We start from the raw sequence: 14,644 nt of genomic DNA, 5'->3' as shown, positions 1-14,644 counted from the left end.
GCTGAGCCCATGCCCACCGCACCACGCCCCACAGCCGCGCCCACCCCCGCGCGTCCCTCCCTCACCGAGCGCCGCAAGGCCGAGACCCAGCTGGAGATCGCCCGCACCGCGGCGGCCCTGTTCGCGGACCGCGGCCCCGGGGTCACCGCCGACGAGATCGCCCGCGCCTCGGGCGTCGCGCTGCGCACCTTCTACCGGTACTTCCGCACCAAGGAGGACGCCGTGGCCCCGCTGCTCGCGGTCGGCGTCCGGCAGTGGATCGGCGACCTGGCCGCCGCCACCGCCGGGCCGGGCGCGCCGTCGCCCCGGGTGGCGCTGGAGCGGGCCGCCCGGCGGGCGCTGACCCCCGCCGACGAGCCGGCCGAGGAGGCGCTGCGCTGGACCCGCGGGCTGCTGCGGGCGATGCCCGGCGAACCGGCGCTGCGCGCGGTCTGGCACCGCGTGCACCACGACTCCGAGGAGGAGTTGCGGCCGGTCCTGGCGCGGCTCACCGGCGCCGATCCGCTGGTGGTGCGGCTGGCCGCGGCCGCCGCGAACACCGCGCTGCGGGTCGCGGTCGAGGAGTGGGCCGCGGGCGACCAGCCGGCGGACGGCCCGCACGGCCCCGCCGAACTGGTCGTCCGCGGGATGCGGGCGCTCACCGCGGGACTGCCCGAACTGGACGGCCCACAGGACCCACAGGGCCCGGGCAACCAGGACAGTCCGGGCGGCAACTAGCTCCGCCCCCGGCCAATCGCCGGAGATCGTATACCGCCCGAACGACCGGTCGGCGGCCGAATCCCCCCTCCCGGGAACGACTCCGGTCGCACCGGAGGACCCTCAACCGCGCTGGCCGCACCGCTCCCGCGGGCACCCCGCTCCCCCACCCCCGGACACTTTCGCGCCATTACCCTCAGCTTTCATCTATCGACCGAAAGTGATCGGGCCGCGTGCGTTTGAGGTGCGGTTGGGCCAGACTCCCGTCCGGCATCTTCACCCACGAACAAGGGAGTTCGTCATGCGGCACATCACTGGGACGATCGCGCTCGGCGCAGCGCTGGTTCTGGGCGCGCTGTCCACCACCGCGCAGGCCGCCGCCGCGCCGGCCCAGCCCGCCCGGACCGGTGGCCTCTACGCACCCACCGAAATGGTCCTGACGATTGGCCAGGGCGACAGCCGCGCGACCACCACGTCGCTGCGCGCGGCGACACTGAGCTGTATGCCGACGGCATCCGGAAGCCACCCGTACGCGAAGGCCGCCTGCGCCCAACTGCGCACGGCCTCCGGCGACTTCAACAAGGTGACCGAGGTCGCGAGCGGGCGGATCTGCAACAAGATCTGGGCCCCCGTCGTGGTCACCGCGGACGGCGTCTGGCAGGGCCGCCGGATCGCGTACACCCACGTCTTCGCCAACTCCTGTGAGATGACGGACGGAAAGGGCTCGGTCTTCGAGTTCTGATCCGTCGGGTCGATGCGTCGACGCAATGACGCGCCGACACGGCGGAACGGCACCGGCCCCCGGACGAGGAGAGCGTCCGGGGGCCGGTTCGCGCCGTGGGCCGGAGCCGATCGGCCGTGCAGGTCAGCCGATCTGCGTGCCCGTCGCCTGGAGGGCGGCCGGCACCGGCTGGAAGAAGGTCTCGCCACCGTTGGTGCAGTCGCCGCTGCCGCCGGAGGTGAGGCCGAGGGCGCTCTCGCCGTCGAAGAGGGCGCCGCCGCTGTCACCGGGCTCGGCGCAGACGTCGGTGTCTATCAGGCCGTTGACCGTGCCCTCCTGGTAGTTGACGGTGGCGTTCAGCCCCTTGACGGTGCCGTCGTGCACCTGGGTGGTGCTGCCGCTGCGCTGCACCTTCTCGCCGACGGTGGCCTCCGCCGCCTTGGTGATCTTCTGGGTGCTGCCGTTGTAGAGGTCGACCTCGCTGGGGTGGTCGGTGTTGCCCGTGTACTTGGCGATCGAGTAGTCGTTGCCGGGGAACTTGGAGTCCTCGGTGGTCGCGATCGTCTGGCCGCCCTGCTGGTCGGACCACTCCTGGACGGCGTTGCCGCAGTGGCCGGCGGTCAGGATGTACGGCTGGCCGCCCTTGGTCACGTTGAAGCCGAGCGAGCAGCGGGCGCTGCTGCCCCAGATCGCGTCGCCACCGGCGATGAGGGGCTTGAACTCGCCCTGGGAGTGGCGGATCTCGACGGTGTCGCCGAGGCCCTTGGCGACCTTGGTGAGCCGGTCCAGCTTGGCGCCGGTGACCGTGCGGTCGGCGGTCACCACGACCTTGTTGGCCTTGGGGTCCATGGCCCAGGCGGTGCCGGGGATGGTCGCCCCGGTCTTCAGCGTCTGCCGGGCCGCGTCGAGTTGGGCCATCGAGTGCTTGACGATTCTGGCCTCCGCGCCCTTGGCCCGGACGGCCGCGGCGGATGCCTCGTCCACCACGTTGACGACCAGCTTCTGGGCCTTGGCGTCGTAGAACGCGCCGGCCGTACCGGTCTTGAGCTGCGACGCCAGGGTGGTCGCGGCCGCCGGGGAGAGCGTGGCCACCGAGGGGGCGGGGGCGGCGTGGGCGTTGGCGAGGGTGACGGTCGCGGTGGCGGCGAGCGCGAGCGCGCCCGCGCTGGCCAGTATCGTGCGGCGGTGGGGTATGCGTCGGTGCTTCAACTCAGTGCCTCCCGTGGGGGGATGGGCCCTGACCGTGGGGAGTCGCGCGGGCCCGAGAGTGAGGTGTGAGGTACCGAGCACAGACGGGTCGGCCCCGTGGCAGCCGCCGTAGGGCGTCGCGTCCATGCCAACAGAGCCGAGTATTCCCATCCGCCCCACTCGTGCACAAGACCGGGTTCCGGTCTCAGGTGCGGGAGTTCACGTTTTCGGCACACGTCGTTCACGCCGATATCCGCGCGGCCGAGTCCTGAGTGCGGACATCAGAGGGCACGCGGACCGCCCGGCGGCGCGCGAAGTGTGAGGGCCACACCTGTCCGGAAAGCGACCCCACCACCGCGAACGGGACCGACGCCGGCGGGCCGATGACACGGGGCCGACATCGTCGGGCGGCACGGAACCGCCGCGCGGAGGGGCGCGGCGGGGCGCGGCGGTCGCCTATGACGGTGTTACAGGGCTGCGAACGCTGCGAACGGGAGAGGGACGGCGGGGCTCACGGGGCCCTACGGGAGGTTCTCCGCCTCCGGGAGCTCCTCCAGCACCGGCAGGTCGTCGCTCACCTGGCCGTTCTCCACCGGGGCCGGAGCCGGGGCGGCGTCGCGGGTCACCGGCCGCTGCGCGCGGACCCGTTCGGTCTCCGCCTCCACCTGCTCGGTCTGCGCCTGGGCCTGGAGTCCGGAGCGCTCCAGGAACCGCAGCAGCTCCACGGGGAAGGGCAGGACGAGGGTGGAGTTCTTCTCCGCGGCGACCGCCACCACGGTCTGGAGCAGCCGCAGTTGCAGCGCGGCGGGCTGGTCGGACATGGCCGCGGCGGCCTCGGCCAGCTTCCGCGACGCCTGGAGCTCGGCATCGGCGTTGATCACCCGGGCCCGGCGGTCCCGGGTGGCCTCCGCCTGCCGGGCCATCGAGCGCTTCATCGTCTCCGGCAGCGACACGTCCTTGATCTCGACGCGGTCGACGCTCACGCCCCAGCCGATGGCCGGGCTGTCCATCATCAGCTCCAGGCCCTGGTTGAGCTTCTCGCGGTTGGACAGCAGATCGTCCAGCTCGCTCTTGCCGATGATCGACCGCAGCGAGGTCTGCGCCATCTGGGAGACCGCGAAGCGGTAGTCCTCGACCCGGACGACCGCGTCGGCGGCGTCCACGACCTTGAAATAGACCACCGCGTCGACCCGGACGGTGACGTTGTCCCGGGTGATGCCCTCCTGCGCGGGCACCGGCATCGTGACGATCTGCATGTTGACCTTACGCATCCGGTCGACGGCCGGGATGATCATGGTGAAGCCGGGGCCGCGCACCGGGGAGGTCAGCCGCCCCAGCCGGAGCACCACACCGCGCTCGTACTGCTTGACCACCCGCGCCGCGGCCATCAGATAGACCGTCCCCGCGGAGGCCAGCGCCACCCCGGCCGCCACCAGTTCTCCGACCATCACGGCCCCCTGAAGTGTGCCGTTACGTCGCCCGAGTCACCTTCGTCTCCCATGGTAGGCCCGGCCCAGGGACCGGTCGAGGCTCGCGGCACTGACGCAGGGGCCCCCGCCGGCCGGTCGGCGGGGGCCCTTGCGTCAGTGCGGCCGTTCGGTCCTCAGCCGGTCAGTAGACGCTCACGCCGTACGCGCTGAGCGCCTCGGTGACGGGCTGGAAGAAGGTGGTGCCGCCGCTGGTGCAGTCGCCGCTGCCGCCGGAGGTCAGGCCGAGCGCCTTGGTGCCCGCGTAGAGGGGGCCGCCGCTGTCGCCGGGCTCGGCGCAGACCGTGGTCTGGATGAGGCCGGAGACGATCTCGCCGCTGCCGTAGTTCACCGTGGCGTTCAGGCCGGTGACCCTGCCGCTGTGGACGCCGGTGGTGGAGCCGCGGCGGGTGACCGTCTGGCCGACCGTGGGGTTCCCGGCGCTGGTGATGTCCTGGCTGCCGACCGTACCGGCGTGCGCCACCGAGGAGTTGGTGTACTTGACGATGCCGTAGTCGTTGCCGGGGAAGCTGGAGCCGGTGGTCGGCCCGATGCTGGTGCTGCCGGAGGAGTTGGTGTACCAGGAGGGTTTGCCGTCGGTGCAGTGACCGGCCGTCAGGAAGTAATAGGTGCTGCCGCTGCGGACGTTGAAGCCGAGCGAGCAGCGCCAGCTCGGTGCGTAGATGGCGTCGCCGCCGGAGATCAGCTTGCGGATCCGGCCCGCGGTGCGCTCGATCCGGACCGCGCCCGCGGTGCTCCCCGCGGCCTGCCGGATCCTGGCGATCTGGGCCGTGGAGACGGTGCTGTCGGCGGTGACGACCAGGGTGCGGGTCGCCGGGTCCACCCGCCAGGCGGTGCCCGCGACGTCCGCGCCGCGGACCGCGTTGCTCGCGGCGGTGAGCTGGGCGGCGCTGAACGTCGTGGCGGGGGCGGGGGTCTGGGCGCCGGCGGCGGTCGGGACGGCGACGGCACCGAGGGCCACCAGTCCGGACGCCACGGCGATCAGCCGGGTGCGTCTCGCCACGCCGCTGTGGGGGATGGTGCGCTCGTTCCTCACTGATTCCTCCGAGGGGGATTCGGGGACCGCCGAGGGGCGGCCCGTGAGGCGCAGCCGAAGGGCACTGCGACGCACGCGGGAGGGGACGCCCCCGCATTCTTTGCGTGCCCCTGACAAACGCTCCTGACCGGGAGTGTCCGGTGCGCCGACCCCGCGGCGCAAGAGGGCCGCCCCGATTGCGCGCCCCCCGCACCACCCCGCCGGGCGCCCCCAACACACCGCCCCGGCAGCCGAGTTGACGGCTACCGGGGCGGCGCGCTCCGCGGACGGGACGGTCCCCGACTCAGTCGACGAGGGTGTTCCGCTCCCCCGCCCGCAGGGCGAACGGCAGGGTGTTGCCGGGCGGCGGGAAGGGGCAGATGAAGTGGTCGGCGAAGGCGCAGGGCGGCAGCTGGGTGCGGTTGAGGTCCACCGGCACGGTGCCGTCGGCGGCCGGCGCGGGCGGGCGCAGGAAGCGGAAGCGATAGCTGTCGGTGCCACTGGTGGCGTCGGCCAGCACCGCCCACAGTGAGCCGTCCGGCTCCACCGCGACCTGGAGGGTGTGCTCGTCGCCGTCGAGGGTGAAGGCCAGTTCCCCGCCGAGGACGAAGCCCCGCTCCTGCCCGTCTGCGTTGGCCACCTGGACGGTCCGCCGCTCGCCGTACGGGCGGAACAGGCCCGGCCGCACCCAGCGCTCCTCGTAGGGGTAGGCGTCGATCCCGGCGAAGGCGCGCCGGGCCGGGGCGTCCGGGTCGAAGTCGCGGACCGCCCACAGCCCCTCGCGGCGCAGCACCACCAGGCGGCGCGCCCCATGGCCGACCCGGGCCACCGCCGGCCCGGCGTCCTGGTCGAGCCGGTGCGCACCGGCCGCCGGCGCGCCGTCCACGGTGAGCCCGTCCTCGGGCCCGGCCTCCAGGAGCACCGCGGCGCCGTCGGCGGCGACCGTCCAGCGGCCCGGCAGCCCCGCGATCCGGCCGCCTGGGTGGTCGGCGAGCCAGTGCGTGCCGGCGAGCGCGAGCGGACCGTACGGCCCGGTGACCGCGGCCCGGCGCCCCTCGCGCCACTCCTGCCACTCCTGGACGGCGTCCGGCTGCGTTGTGCTGGTCATCTCAGTCCTTCCGTGCGGGGCGCGCCGGATCCGGCAGCCCCAAGTGGGAGCGCAGGGTGGTCCCGGTGTATTCCGTGCGGTGGACGCCGCGCTCCTGGAGCAGCGGAACGACCCGCTCCACGAATGGGTCGAGCCCGTCGGGCGTGAGGTGCGGCACCAGGATGAAGCCGTCGGCGGCGTCGCTCTGCACGAAGTGGTCCATCTCGCGGGCGACGCTGTCCGGGGTGCCGACGAAGGACTGCCGCCCGGTGGTCTCGATGACGGTCTCCCGGATGGACAGCCCCTTGGCGCGGGAGAGCGCCCGCCACCGGTCGGCGACGGCCTGCGGATCGGCGATCCGGACCCGGCCCTGGGCCAGCTCGCCGTGCGGATCCGGGTCGATGTCCGGCAGCGGCCCGTCCGGGTCGTAGGAGGACAGGTCCACGCCCCAGACCTGCTCCAGGGTGAGCAGCGCGGTCTGCGGGGAGACCTGCTGCCGGCGGATCTCCACGGCCCGCTCCTGGGCCTCGGCGAGGGTGTCGCCGAGGACGAAGGTGACACCCGGCATGATCTTGAGGTCCTCGGGCCGCCGCCCGTACGCCGGGAGCCGGCGCTTGACGTCCGCGTAGAAGGCCCGGCCGGCCTCCGGCCCGCTGTGCCGGGTGAAGATCACGTCGGCGGCGGAGGCGGCGAACTCCCGGCCCTCGGCGGAGTCCCCGGCCTGGATGACGACGGGGTGGCCCTGCGGGCTGCGCGCGACGCCGAACTCGCCGCGGACGGCGAAGTGCCGACCGCTGTGGTCCACCTGGCGCGGCGGCCCGCCGGCCGGTCCGGAGTCCCACAACGCACGTGCGGTGGCGAGGAATTCGGCGGCGCGGGTGTAGCGGTCGGCGTGGTCGAGATAGCCGCCGCGCCGGAAGTTCTCCCCGGTGAAGGCGTCGGAGGTGGTGACGATGTTCCAGGCGGCCCGGCCGCCGCTGAGGTGGTCCAGGGAGGCGAACCGGCGGGCGAGTTCGTAGGGCTCGTTGAAGGTGGCGCTGACCGTGCCGGCCAGGCCCAGCCGCTCGGTGACCGCCGCCAGGGCGTTCAGCACGGTGAGCGACTCGGGCCGGCCGAGCACGTCGAGGTCGTGGATCCGGCCCTTGTGCTCGCGCAGCCGCAGCCCCTCGGCCAGGAAGAAGAAGTCGAACCGGCCGCGCTCCGCGGTCCGCGCCAGATGCACGAAGGAGGCGAAGTCGATCTGGCTCCCGAGGGAGGAGCCCGGCGAAGTCCCTCCCGCCGGGGAATGGGGTATCCCCTGCTCGAACGGAGTTGAGAGCTCGGGGAAGGTCGGACGGCCGGCGGGCGGGTCGGCCCAGACGGTGGTGTTGTTGACGCCGGGGAAGTGCGCGGCGAGGTGGACCTGCTTGCGGGGACGGGCGTCGGGGCTCATCGGGCGGCCTCCCGGGCGAGGGCGTAGATACTGGCGGGGCGCGGCAGACCGAGGTGCTCGCGCAGGGTCGTGCCCTCGTAGGAGCGACGGAGCAGACCGCGCTCCCGAAGGAGCGGGACGGTGCCCTCGACGAACCGGGGCAGGTCCCGTACGGGGTCGGCTAGGCGCAGGTGGAAGCCGTCCGCGACGCCCTGGGCGAACCAGTCGCCGAGCAGGTCGGCGAGCCCGGCGGCGTCGCCGGACGACTCCAGCTCGACGGGCAGCGAGGCCAGCACCAGCGGCCCCCCGAGGGCGCGGCCGTGCGCCCGGGCGCGGGCGAGCAGGTCGGCGCGGGCGGCACCGGCGGTCTGCGGATCCTCGGCCCTGACCAGCGCGACATCGGCCCGGGCGGCGGCCACCTCCCGGCGGGCTCCTTCCCCGAGGTCCCGGCTTCTCCCCCGCTCCCGGCTCCCCCCGCGCGGGAGGTCCCCCGTGCTCGGGGAGGGACCCCCGTCCGGCCCGTCGGTCTCCCCGGTCACGTCGACGACGGTCACCGGGCGGCCCTGCGGCGGCCGGGGGACGATGGACGGCCCGCGGACCGAGAAGGCGCGGCCGGTGAAGTCGACGTGGTGGAGCTTGGCGCGGTCCACGAAGCGGCCGGTGGCCCGGTCGCGGATCTCCGCGTCGTCCTCCCAGCTGTCCCACAGCCGCCCGGCGACGTCGGCGACCTCGCCGGCCTCCGACCAGACCTCGGCGGGCGAGGCGGCCGGACGGGGGTCCCTCCCTGTTCGAGCGAAGCCGAGAAGTTGGGGGCGCCCGACGAGCGCGGCCTCGGCCTCGGTGGTGGACACCTCCACCGTCCAGCCGGCCCGGCCGCGGCTGACCCAGTCCAGGGTCGCCACGGCGGTGGAGACGTGGAAGGGCTCGGTGTGGGTGGTGGTCACCGTGGGGACCAGGCCGATCCGTTCGGTGTCCGGGGCGATCCGGGCGAGCACCGCGAGGGCGTCCGGGCCGGGGCCGCCGAACCGGTCGCCGAGGGTGACGAAGTCCAGGGTGCCGTGCTCGGCGAGCCGGGCGAGGGCGGTGTAGTGGGCGGCGTCGTGGCGGGGCGGGACGCCCGGGGCGTCCAGTGCGACGGCCAGCCGCGGCCGGTGGTGCGGTTCGGGCATGGGGTGGGGCCTTCCTGTGCGGTACGGGGGTGCCGCCGAAGTGCGTGCCTGGGGCACCTCCCGGCGTTGGCCGGGGGGAGCGACGAACGGCGGACGGGCCTTAGTCGGCGGTCCTGGGCAGGCCGGGCGGGTTGATCCGCGAGGTCGTCACGGCCTCGCCGGACAGCCCCCAGCGGGCCAGCACCTTGGCGTAGCGGCCGTCGTCGATGACCTTGCGCAGGGCGGCGGCGTACGCCCCGACCAGGCCGCTGCCCTTGCGGGTGGTGGCGGCGATCTCGCCCTTGAGGTGGGCGCCGCCGCCGGAGAAGGTGCCGGCGCTCTCGGTCCCGCCGGCGGTGGCGATGTGGTAAGCGACGGTCGGGTTGGGGCCGAAGTAGCCGTCGATCCGGCCCGATTGGAGCGCGAGGTAGACGTCCGAGGGCTTCTGGAAGTACTTGACGTCCACCGGCTTGCGGCCGGCCCGCTCGTCCTCCTTGCTCCAGTCGAGCAGGATCTTCTCCTGGTTGGTGCCGGAGCCGACCGCGATGGTCCGGCCCGCCACGTCCGCGGCGCCGCGGACCTTCCAGCCGCTGCCCTTCTTCGTCTCCATGGCCAACTGGTCGAGCCGGTAGGTGGCGAAGTCGTACTTGTCCTTGCGCTCCTCGGTGACCGTGACATTGCCGAAGACCGCGTCGAGCTTGCCGCTGTCCAGGCCGACGAAGAGGTTCTCCCAGGACAGCGGCTCGAAGTGCGGTTTCAGCCCCAGGGTGTCGGCGACGAGGGTGGCCAGGTCCTCCTCGACGCCGATCAGGGTCTTGTCGTCGGTGGCGTAGAAGCTCAGCGGGGGGCTGCTCTCGGCACCCACCCCGATCCGCAGTTCGCCGGTGCGCCGGACGGCGGCGGGCACCAGCGCGGCGCTGCTGGGGTCCTCGGTGCCGCGGACGCGGTGCTGGTCGGGCCCGATGTTGATCTTCGTGCCGGCGCTCCCGACGCCGACCTCCGCGCTCGCCGCGTCGCCGCTGCCGCAGCCGGTGAGCAGGACGGAGCCGGCGGCGAGGGCGAGGGTGGCGGCGAGCGTGCGGCGGATCACGGGGGATCTCCTTCGGAACGGTACGGGCGGTGACGGGACGGCGGGGACGGCGGGCACGGTCACAGGACCTTGGAGAGGAAGGAGCGGGTGCGCTCGTGGCGCGGACGGTCGAGCACCTGCGCGGGCGGGCCCTGCTCGACGATCCGCCCGCCGTCCATGAAGACGACGGTGTCGGCGACCTCGCGGGCGAAGCCGATCTCATGGGTGACGACGATCATGGTGGTGCCCTGGTGCGCCAAGTCCTTGATGACGTCCAGGACTTCCCCGACCAGCTCGGGGTCGAGCGCCGAGGTCGGCTCGTCGAAGAGCAGCAGCTTGGGTTCCAGGGCGAGCGCCCGGGCGATGGCGACCCGCTGCTGCTGTCCGCCGGAGAGCTGCCGGGGATAGGCGTCCGCCTTCTCCGCCAGGCCCACCCGCGTGAGCAGCCGGCGGGCGGTGGCCTCGGCCTCCTTGCGCGGGCGGCGCTGCACCGCCAGCGGCGCCTCGACGAGGTTCTCCAGCACCGTCAGATGGGGGAAGAGGTTGAAGTTCTGGAAGACGAACCCGATCCCGGTGCGCTGCTTGAGGATCTCCCGCTCCCGCAACTCGTACAGTTTGTCGCCGGACTTGCGATAGCCGACCAGCGCCCCGTCCACGCTGATCCAGCCGCGGTCGACCTTCTCCAGGTGGTTGATGGTGCGCAGCAGCGTGGACTTGCCCGACCCGGACGGGCCGAGCACCACCGTCACCCGGCCGGCCGCGATCTCCAGATCGATGCCGCGCAGCACCTCGACGGAACCGAAGCTCTTGTGGACGGAACGGATCTCGACCATTGCGCTCATCGCGCGGCCCCCTTGGCGTAGTGGCGTTCGACGTAGTGCTGGAGGACGGAGAGCACGGTGGTGAGGAGGATGTACCAGGCGGTGGCGACCATCAGCAGGGGCACCACCCGGCCGTTCCGTCCGTAGACGACCTGGACCTGGTAGAAGAGTTCGCCGATCGCCATCACCGAGACGATCGAGGTGCCCTTGAAGAGGGAGATCACCTCGTTGGTGGCGTTCGGCAGGATCGAGCGCATCGCCTGCGGCAGCACGATCCGGCGCAGTCGGCGGGCCCGCGGCAGGCCGAGCGCGGCGGCGGCCTCCAACTGGCCGGCGTCCACGGCCTGCACACCGGCCCGGACGATCTCGGCGGCGTAGGCGGCCTGGTGCAGCGCCAGCCCGAGCACCGCCGCACCCATCGCGCCGACCAGCCCCATGGTGTCGAAGTGGAAGAGGCCGGGGCCGAACGGGATCCCGAAGTCCAGCCGCTTGTAGAGGTAGGCGAGGTTGAACCAGAACAGCAGCTGGACGATGAGCGGGATGGACCGGAAGGCCCAGATGTAGCCGAAGGCCACCCAGCGCAGGAACGGGCTGGCGGACAGCCGCATCAGGGCCAGTACCAGGCCCAGCGCGAAGCCGAGGGCGGTGCCGTAGACGGTGAGTTGGAGGGTGGTACCGACCGACTTGAGGATCGTTCCGTTGGCGAAGAACCGGGCGAACACCCCCCATTCCCAGGCGGGGTTGGTGATCAGACCGTGCGCGAACTGGGCGAGCAGCACCGCGGTCACCGCCACCCCCGCCCAGCGCCAGGGATGGCGCACGGGGACGACCTTCAGGTCCGCCGGGTCATCGGCCCCCGGTGGCCCGGCGCGCCGCGGGGCGGGGCGGGTGGTCGCGGCCGGTCCGGCGGGGGGATCGCCGGTGACGGCGGGATCACTGGTCAACGGCATGGTCAGTCCTCGGGGTGAGTGCGGGGACCGGGACCGGTGGGGCGGTGCGGTCGCGGAGGAAGGTGAGCAGGGCCCGCGCGGTCGCGTCGTTCTGCCGGAAGGCGGGCGCGTTGGTGCGGGGGCGGGCGAAGGCACCACCGGCGCGGGCGTCGGTGTGCGGGCCGAGGGCGAACCGGCGCGGGTGCGGGCGGCCGGCCCGGTCCAGGATCCGGCCGTCGGTCGGGTCGACGGCCAGCAGACCGCCGGCCGTGGCACGGGCGCCGTCGGCGTGCAGGGCGTGCAGCAGCCGGTCCCGGGTGCGCGCCACGGACGGTTCCGGCAGCCGCGCCTCCACCAGCGCCCGGGCCTCGGTCCGCTCCCCCGGCACGCTGACGGACTCGGCGCGGAACACCCCGCGGGCCTCGTCGGCGGTGACGGTGAGGCCGGCGCCCAGGAAGCGCACCACCCCGGCCCGGGACAGCGCCAGCAGCTGCCGCAGCCGGGGCCCGGGCGGCCCGGAGGCGAGGAAGCTGAAGAAGCCGTGCCACCAGGGCCCGTGGTCGCCGAGCCGGGTCAGCTGGCCGTAGACCGACAGCAGCGCGAGGAAGACCGCCAGGTCGGGGCTGTGCGCGGGGTCGTGCCGGCGCGCCAGGTCGGCCTCGATGTGGCCGCGCAACCCCGCCTGGAGGGCCGCGCCGTCGGCGTAGCGGATGCCGTCCAGCGGGTGATCCAGCGCGTCCAGGTCGAGCCGGTCGGCCGGGTCGGGGACGGCGGCGCGGACCAGCGCCTGCAGGGCGGCGCCGCCCGGTTCGCCGGCGGCGTACTTCGCCTCGAAGTCCGGCCACGCCATCCGGGTGCGCGCGGGGTGCGCGGTGAACAGCCGGTGGTAGTGGGCGAAGCCCAACTCCTTGTCGATCAGCGGCCGGACGTCCCGGTCGAAGTCGATCCCCCCAGGGCGGGCGAGCAGCGCCTCGACCTCGGCGGGCCCGAAGAACCGCGGCAGCGGCGGCCGTTCGCCGGACGGCGGGTAGCCGATCTTGGAGTGGTAGGGGACGCCGCGCCGGGACCCGACGTGCAGCACCGGTTCGCGGCCGGAGGGGTGGTAGGTCAAGGCGCCGTCGCGGCCGGTGGTGTACCTCCCGCCGCGCCCCTCGGTCAGCAGCACCATCAGGTCGACGAAGGCCAGCCCGAAGCCGCGCACCAGCACCGGTTCGCCGGGCCGCAGCGCGCCCAGGTCGCTGTCGGCGGTGAACGCCGGCGGCAGGTACGTCAGCCCGTGCCGGGCCGCGAACCCGGCGAACTCCCGGTCCTGTTCGGCGGGTTGGGACTCCAGATGGCCCAGCGTCAGCACCACCAGGTCGGCGAGGAGCGGGGCGCGGCGGCCCGCCAGCCACACCCGCTGGCGCCCCTCGCGCGCCCCGGAGACCCGCAGCGCGGTGGTCCGGTGCTCGTGCACGGCGACCCGGGGCGGCAGCGCGGCCACCGCGTCCTCGTGGACCCAGCGCAGATAGCCGCTGAGCAGCCGCCGGCCGGCGAAGTCCCGCGGGCCCAGCGCCGCCACGGCGTCGGCGAGGCCGGGCGGGGCGGGGCGCTCCCCGTCCCGCACCGCGCGGGCCCACGCGGCGAGCGAGGGGCCCGGCCGCACCGGACCGTCCTGCTCGACGGTCTCGTCGGTGAACATGGTGACGTCCTCGGCCGTGGAGTTCATCCACAGCAGCGGAGACTGCTCATGGCGCCAGATCCGGCCGCCGCCGGGCGGATGCGGATCGACCAGGTGCAGGTCCAGGGGCGCATCGCCCCACAGTTCGGGGGCGTTGGCGGCGATCCGCTCCAGCACCCCGGTGCCCCGCGGGCCGGCGCCCACGATCACCACGGACGGCCGGCGGGGGTCCGGCGCGCTCACCGGGCACCGGCCGTCCCGCGGGCGTAGTGCCGCTCGACGTGGCGCTGACCGACACTCAGGACCGAGGTGACCAGGACGTACCAGAGGGTCGCCACCAGCAGCAGCGGGATGACCTGATAGGTGCGGTGGTAGACCAACTGGACGGAGTAGAGCAGGTCCTGGACGGCGATGACGCTGACGATGGAGGTGCCCTTGAGGGTGCCGATCAGCATGTTCCCGGCCGGTGGCACGATCGACCGCATCGCCTGCGGCAGCACGATCCGACGCAGCCGCCGCCCGGCCCCCAGGCCCAGCGCCTGGGCGGCCTCCAACTGGCCCTTGTCGACGGAGAGCACACCGCCGCGGACCACCTCCGCGGCGTACGCGGCCTCGTGCAGGGTGAGCCCGATGACCGCGACGGCCACCGGCGAGAGCAGATCGACGGTCCTGACGCCGAGGACGACCGGGTACAGCGCCCCGATGTTGAACCAGAAGAGCAGCTGCACCAGGATCGGCATCGACCGGAACAGCCAGACGTAGCCCCAACCGATGCCGCGCAGCACGGGGTTGGCGGACAGCCGCAGCACCGCGAGCAGGGTGCCCAGCGCGAAGCCGAGCGCCATCACCACGGCGGTCAGCCAGAGCGTCAGACCCAGGCCGCGCAGCACGGCGGAGGTCAGGAAGTAGTCGGCGACCACGTCCCACTGGAAGGCGGGGTTGCGGACGACGGAGACGAGGGCCAGCGCCAGCAGGGCGAGGAGGACGGCGGCGGACGCCCACTGGCCGGTGCGGCGGCGCGGCACGATGCGCGGGGCGGCGCGGTCCGGTTCACCGGGCGGCGCCGCGGACACGGCGGGGGCGTCGAGGATGTCGGAAGGCATGCGAAGGCTCCGTGGACGCTTCAGATCGAGCACGGGAGTCGAGCGCCTTCACACAGGCGGAACGGGTCGCGCCCCTCAGCACGACCGGCCTTTGAGGCTATGCGGTGAACACGGCCGGTTGTCAAGGGGAGTTCGGACGGCGTCCGCGCGGTGAGCGATGCGTCACTTCGCGGTTGACGCGGAAACGGATGCCTGTTCCACTTGGTCGCATGTATCCATGGCAGCGGCTGGTCACCCGTGACCACATCGACTTCGGTCGCGTGTGGTCGTCGTCCTGTTGAGCTGACCCCCTGCCCTTGAGGCCCGTCG

13 protein-coding genes are annotated in these 14,644 nt (G+C 73.7%); 2 read left to right on the top strand and 11 right to left on the bottom strand.

The genetic code is table 11. The annotated features are described in order from the left end of the window. Positions 1-9 precede the first annotated feature (9 nt). Positions 10-717, top strand: coding sequence for a TetR/AcrR family transcriptional regulator (locus MOV08_RS31650; RefSeq protein WP_275309753.1), 708 nt, complete (start codon positions 10-12; stop codon positions 715-717). 280 nt (positions 718-997) lie between these two features. Then, positions 998-1,438 (top strand): subtilase-type protease inhibitor, encoded by a 441-nt coding sequence (locus tag MOV08_RS31645; protein WP_275309751.1) that lies wholly within the window; start codon positions 998-1,000, stop codon positions 1,436-1,438. A 123-nt stretch (positions 1,439-1,561) separates the two neighbouring features. Here MOV08_RS31645 and MOV08_RS31640 read toward each other — a convergent pair whose 3' ends face one another. The 11 genes from MOV08_RS31640 to MOV08_RS31590 all read right to left on the bottom strand — a co-directional run bounded on the left by MOV08_RS31640 (position 1,562) and on the right by MOV08_RS31590 (position 14,335). Further along, positions 1,562-2,626, bottom strand: coding sequence for a S1 family peptidase (locus MOV08_RS31640; RefSeq protein ID WP_275309750.1), 1,065 nt, complete (start codon positions 2,624-2,626; stop codon positions 1,562-1,564). Between the two features lie 500 nt (positions 2,627-3,126). Then, positions 3,127-4,053 carry a slipin family protein gene (locus MOV08_RS31635; protein ID WP_275309749.1) on the bottom strand — a complete coding sequence of 309 codons (927 nt, stop codon included), beginning with the start codon at positions 4,051-4,053 and terminating at the stop codon, positions 3,127-3,129. A 163-nt stretch (positions 4,054-4,216) separates the two neighbouring features. Next, positions 4,217-5,128, bottom strand: coding sequence for a S1 family peptidase (locus MOV08_RS31630; RefSeq protein WP_275309748.1), 912 nt, complete (start codon positions 5,126-5,128; stop codon positions 4,217-4,219). 283 nt (positions 5,129-5,411) lie between these two features. Continuing rightward, entirely contained in the window at positions 5,412-6,215 is an 804-nt protein-coding gene (locus MOV08_RS31625; RefSeq protein WP_039637707.1) for a DUF1684 domain-containing protein, read from the bottom strand. A gap of 1 nt (position 6,216) precedes the next feature. Then, positions 6,217-7,626, bottom strand: a complete 1,410-nt coding sequence (locus MOV08_RS31620; RefSeq protein WP_275309747.1) for an LLM class flavin-dependent oxidoreductase — start codon at positions 7,624-7,626, stop codon at positions 6,217-6,219. Continuing rightward, positions 7,623-8,774, bottom strand: a complete 1,152-nt coding sequence (locus MOV08_RS31615) for an LLM class flavin-dependent oxidoreductase (protein ID WP_275309746.1) — start codon at positions 8,772-8,774, stop codon at positions 7,623-7,625. The genes MOV08_RS31620 and MOV08_RS31615 overlap by 4 nt, the downstream gene beginning before the upstream one ends. Before the next feature lie 100 nt (positions 8,775-8,874). Next, positions 8,875-9,843, bottom strand: a complete 969-nt coding sequence (locus MOV08_RS31610) for an ABC transporter substrate-binding protein (RefSeq protein ID WP_275309745.1) — start codon at positions 9,841-9,843, stop codon at positions 8,875-8,877. Between the two features lie 59 nt (positions 9,844-9,902). After that, positions 9,903-10,664 (bottom strand): amino acid ABC transporter ATP-binding protein, encoded by a 762-nt coding sequence (locus MOV08_RS31605; RefSeq protein ID WP_275309744.1) that lies wholly within the window; start codon positions 10,662-10,664, stop codon positions 9,903-9,905. Then, positions 10,661-11,593, bottom strand: coding sequence for an amino acid ABC transporter permease (locus MOV08_RS31600; protein WP_275309743.1), 933 nt, complete (start codon positions 11,591-11,593; stop codon positions 10,661-10,663). Before MOV08_RS31600 ends, MOV08_RS31605 begins: the two co-directional genes overlap by 4 nt. Further along, entirely contained in the window at positions 11,577-13,475 is a 1,899-nt protein-coding gene (locus tag MOV08_RS31595; protein WP_275309742.1) for an FAD/NAD(P)-binding protein, read from the bottom strand. The genes MOV08_RS31600 and MOV08_RS31595 overlap by 17 nt, the downstream gene beginning before the upstream one ends. Next, positions 13,472-14,335, bottom strand: coding sequence for an amino acid ABC transporter permease (locus tag MOV08_RS31590; RefSeq protein WP_039637701.1), 864 nt, complete (start codon positions 14,333-14,335; stop codon positions 13,472-13,474). The genes MOV08_RS31595 and MOV08_RS31590 overlap by 4 nt, the downstream gene beginning before the upstream one ends. Positions 14,336-14,644: the final 309 nt, after the last annotated feature.

Origin of the sequence: Streptomyces yunnanensis (genome assembly GCF_029011865.1) — a bacterium.
Classification (GTDB): Bacteria; Actinomycetota; Actinomycetes; order Streptomycetales; family Streptomycetaceae; genus Streptomyces; species Streptomyces yunnanensis.
Note: the sequence above shows the minus strand (reverse complement) of the source record. Positions and strands in the feature narration are given on the sequence as shown.

What these genes read in the sequence shown, in the direction of transcription:
- MOV08_RS31650 (WP_275309753.1), top strand. Translation starts at nt 10, where the DNA reads ATGCCCACCGCACCACGCCCCACAGCCGCGCCCACCCCCGCGCGTCCC.
- MOV08_RS31645 (WP_275309751.1), top strand. Translation starts at nt 998, where the DNA reads ATGCGGCACATCACTGGGACGATCGCGCTCGGCGCAGCGCTGGTTCTG.
- MOV08_RS31635 (WP_275309749.1), bottom strand. Translation starts at nt 4,053, where the DNA reads ATGGTCGGAGAACTGGTGGCGGCCGGGGTGGCGCTGGCCTCCGCGGGG.
- MOV08_RS31625 (WP_039637707.1), bottom strand. Translation starts at nt 6,215, where the DNA reads ATGACCAGCACAACGCAGCCGGACGCCGTCCAGGAGTGGCAGGAGTGG.
- MOV08_RS31620 (WP_275309747.1), bottom strand. Translation starts at nt 7,626, where the DNA reads ATGAGCCCCGACGCCCGTCCCCGCAAGCAGGTCCACCTCGCCGCGCAC.
- MOV08_RS31615 (WP_275309746.1), bottom strand. Translation starts at nt 8,774, where the DNA reads ATGCCCGAACCGCACCACCGGCCGCGGCTGGCCGTCGCACTGGACGCC.
- MOV08_RS31605 (WP_275309744.1), bottom strand. Translation starts at nt 10,664, where the DNA reads ATGAGCGCAATGGTCGAGATCCGTTCCGTCCACAAGAGCTTCGGTTCC.
- MOV08_RS31600 (WP_275309743.1), bottom strand. Translation starts at nt 11,593, where the DNA reads ATGCCGTTGACCAGTGATCCCGCCGTCACCGGCGATCCCCCCGCCGGA.
- MOV08_RS31590 (WP_039637701.1), bottom strand. Translation starts at nt 14,335, where the DNA reads ATGCCTTCCGACATCCTCGACGCCCCCGCCGTGTCCGCGGCGCCGCCC.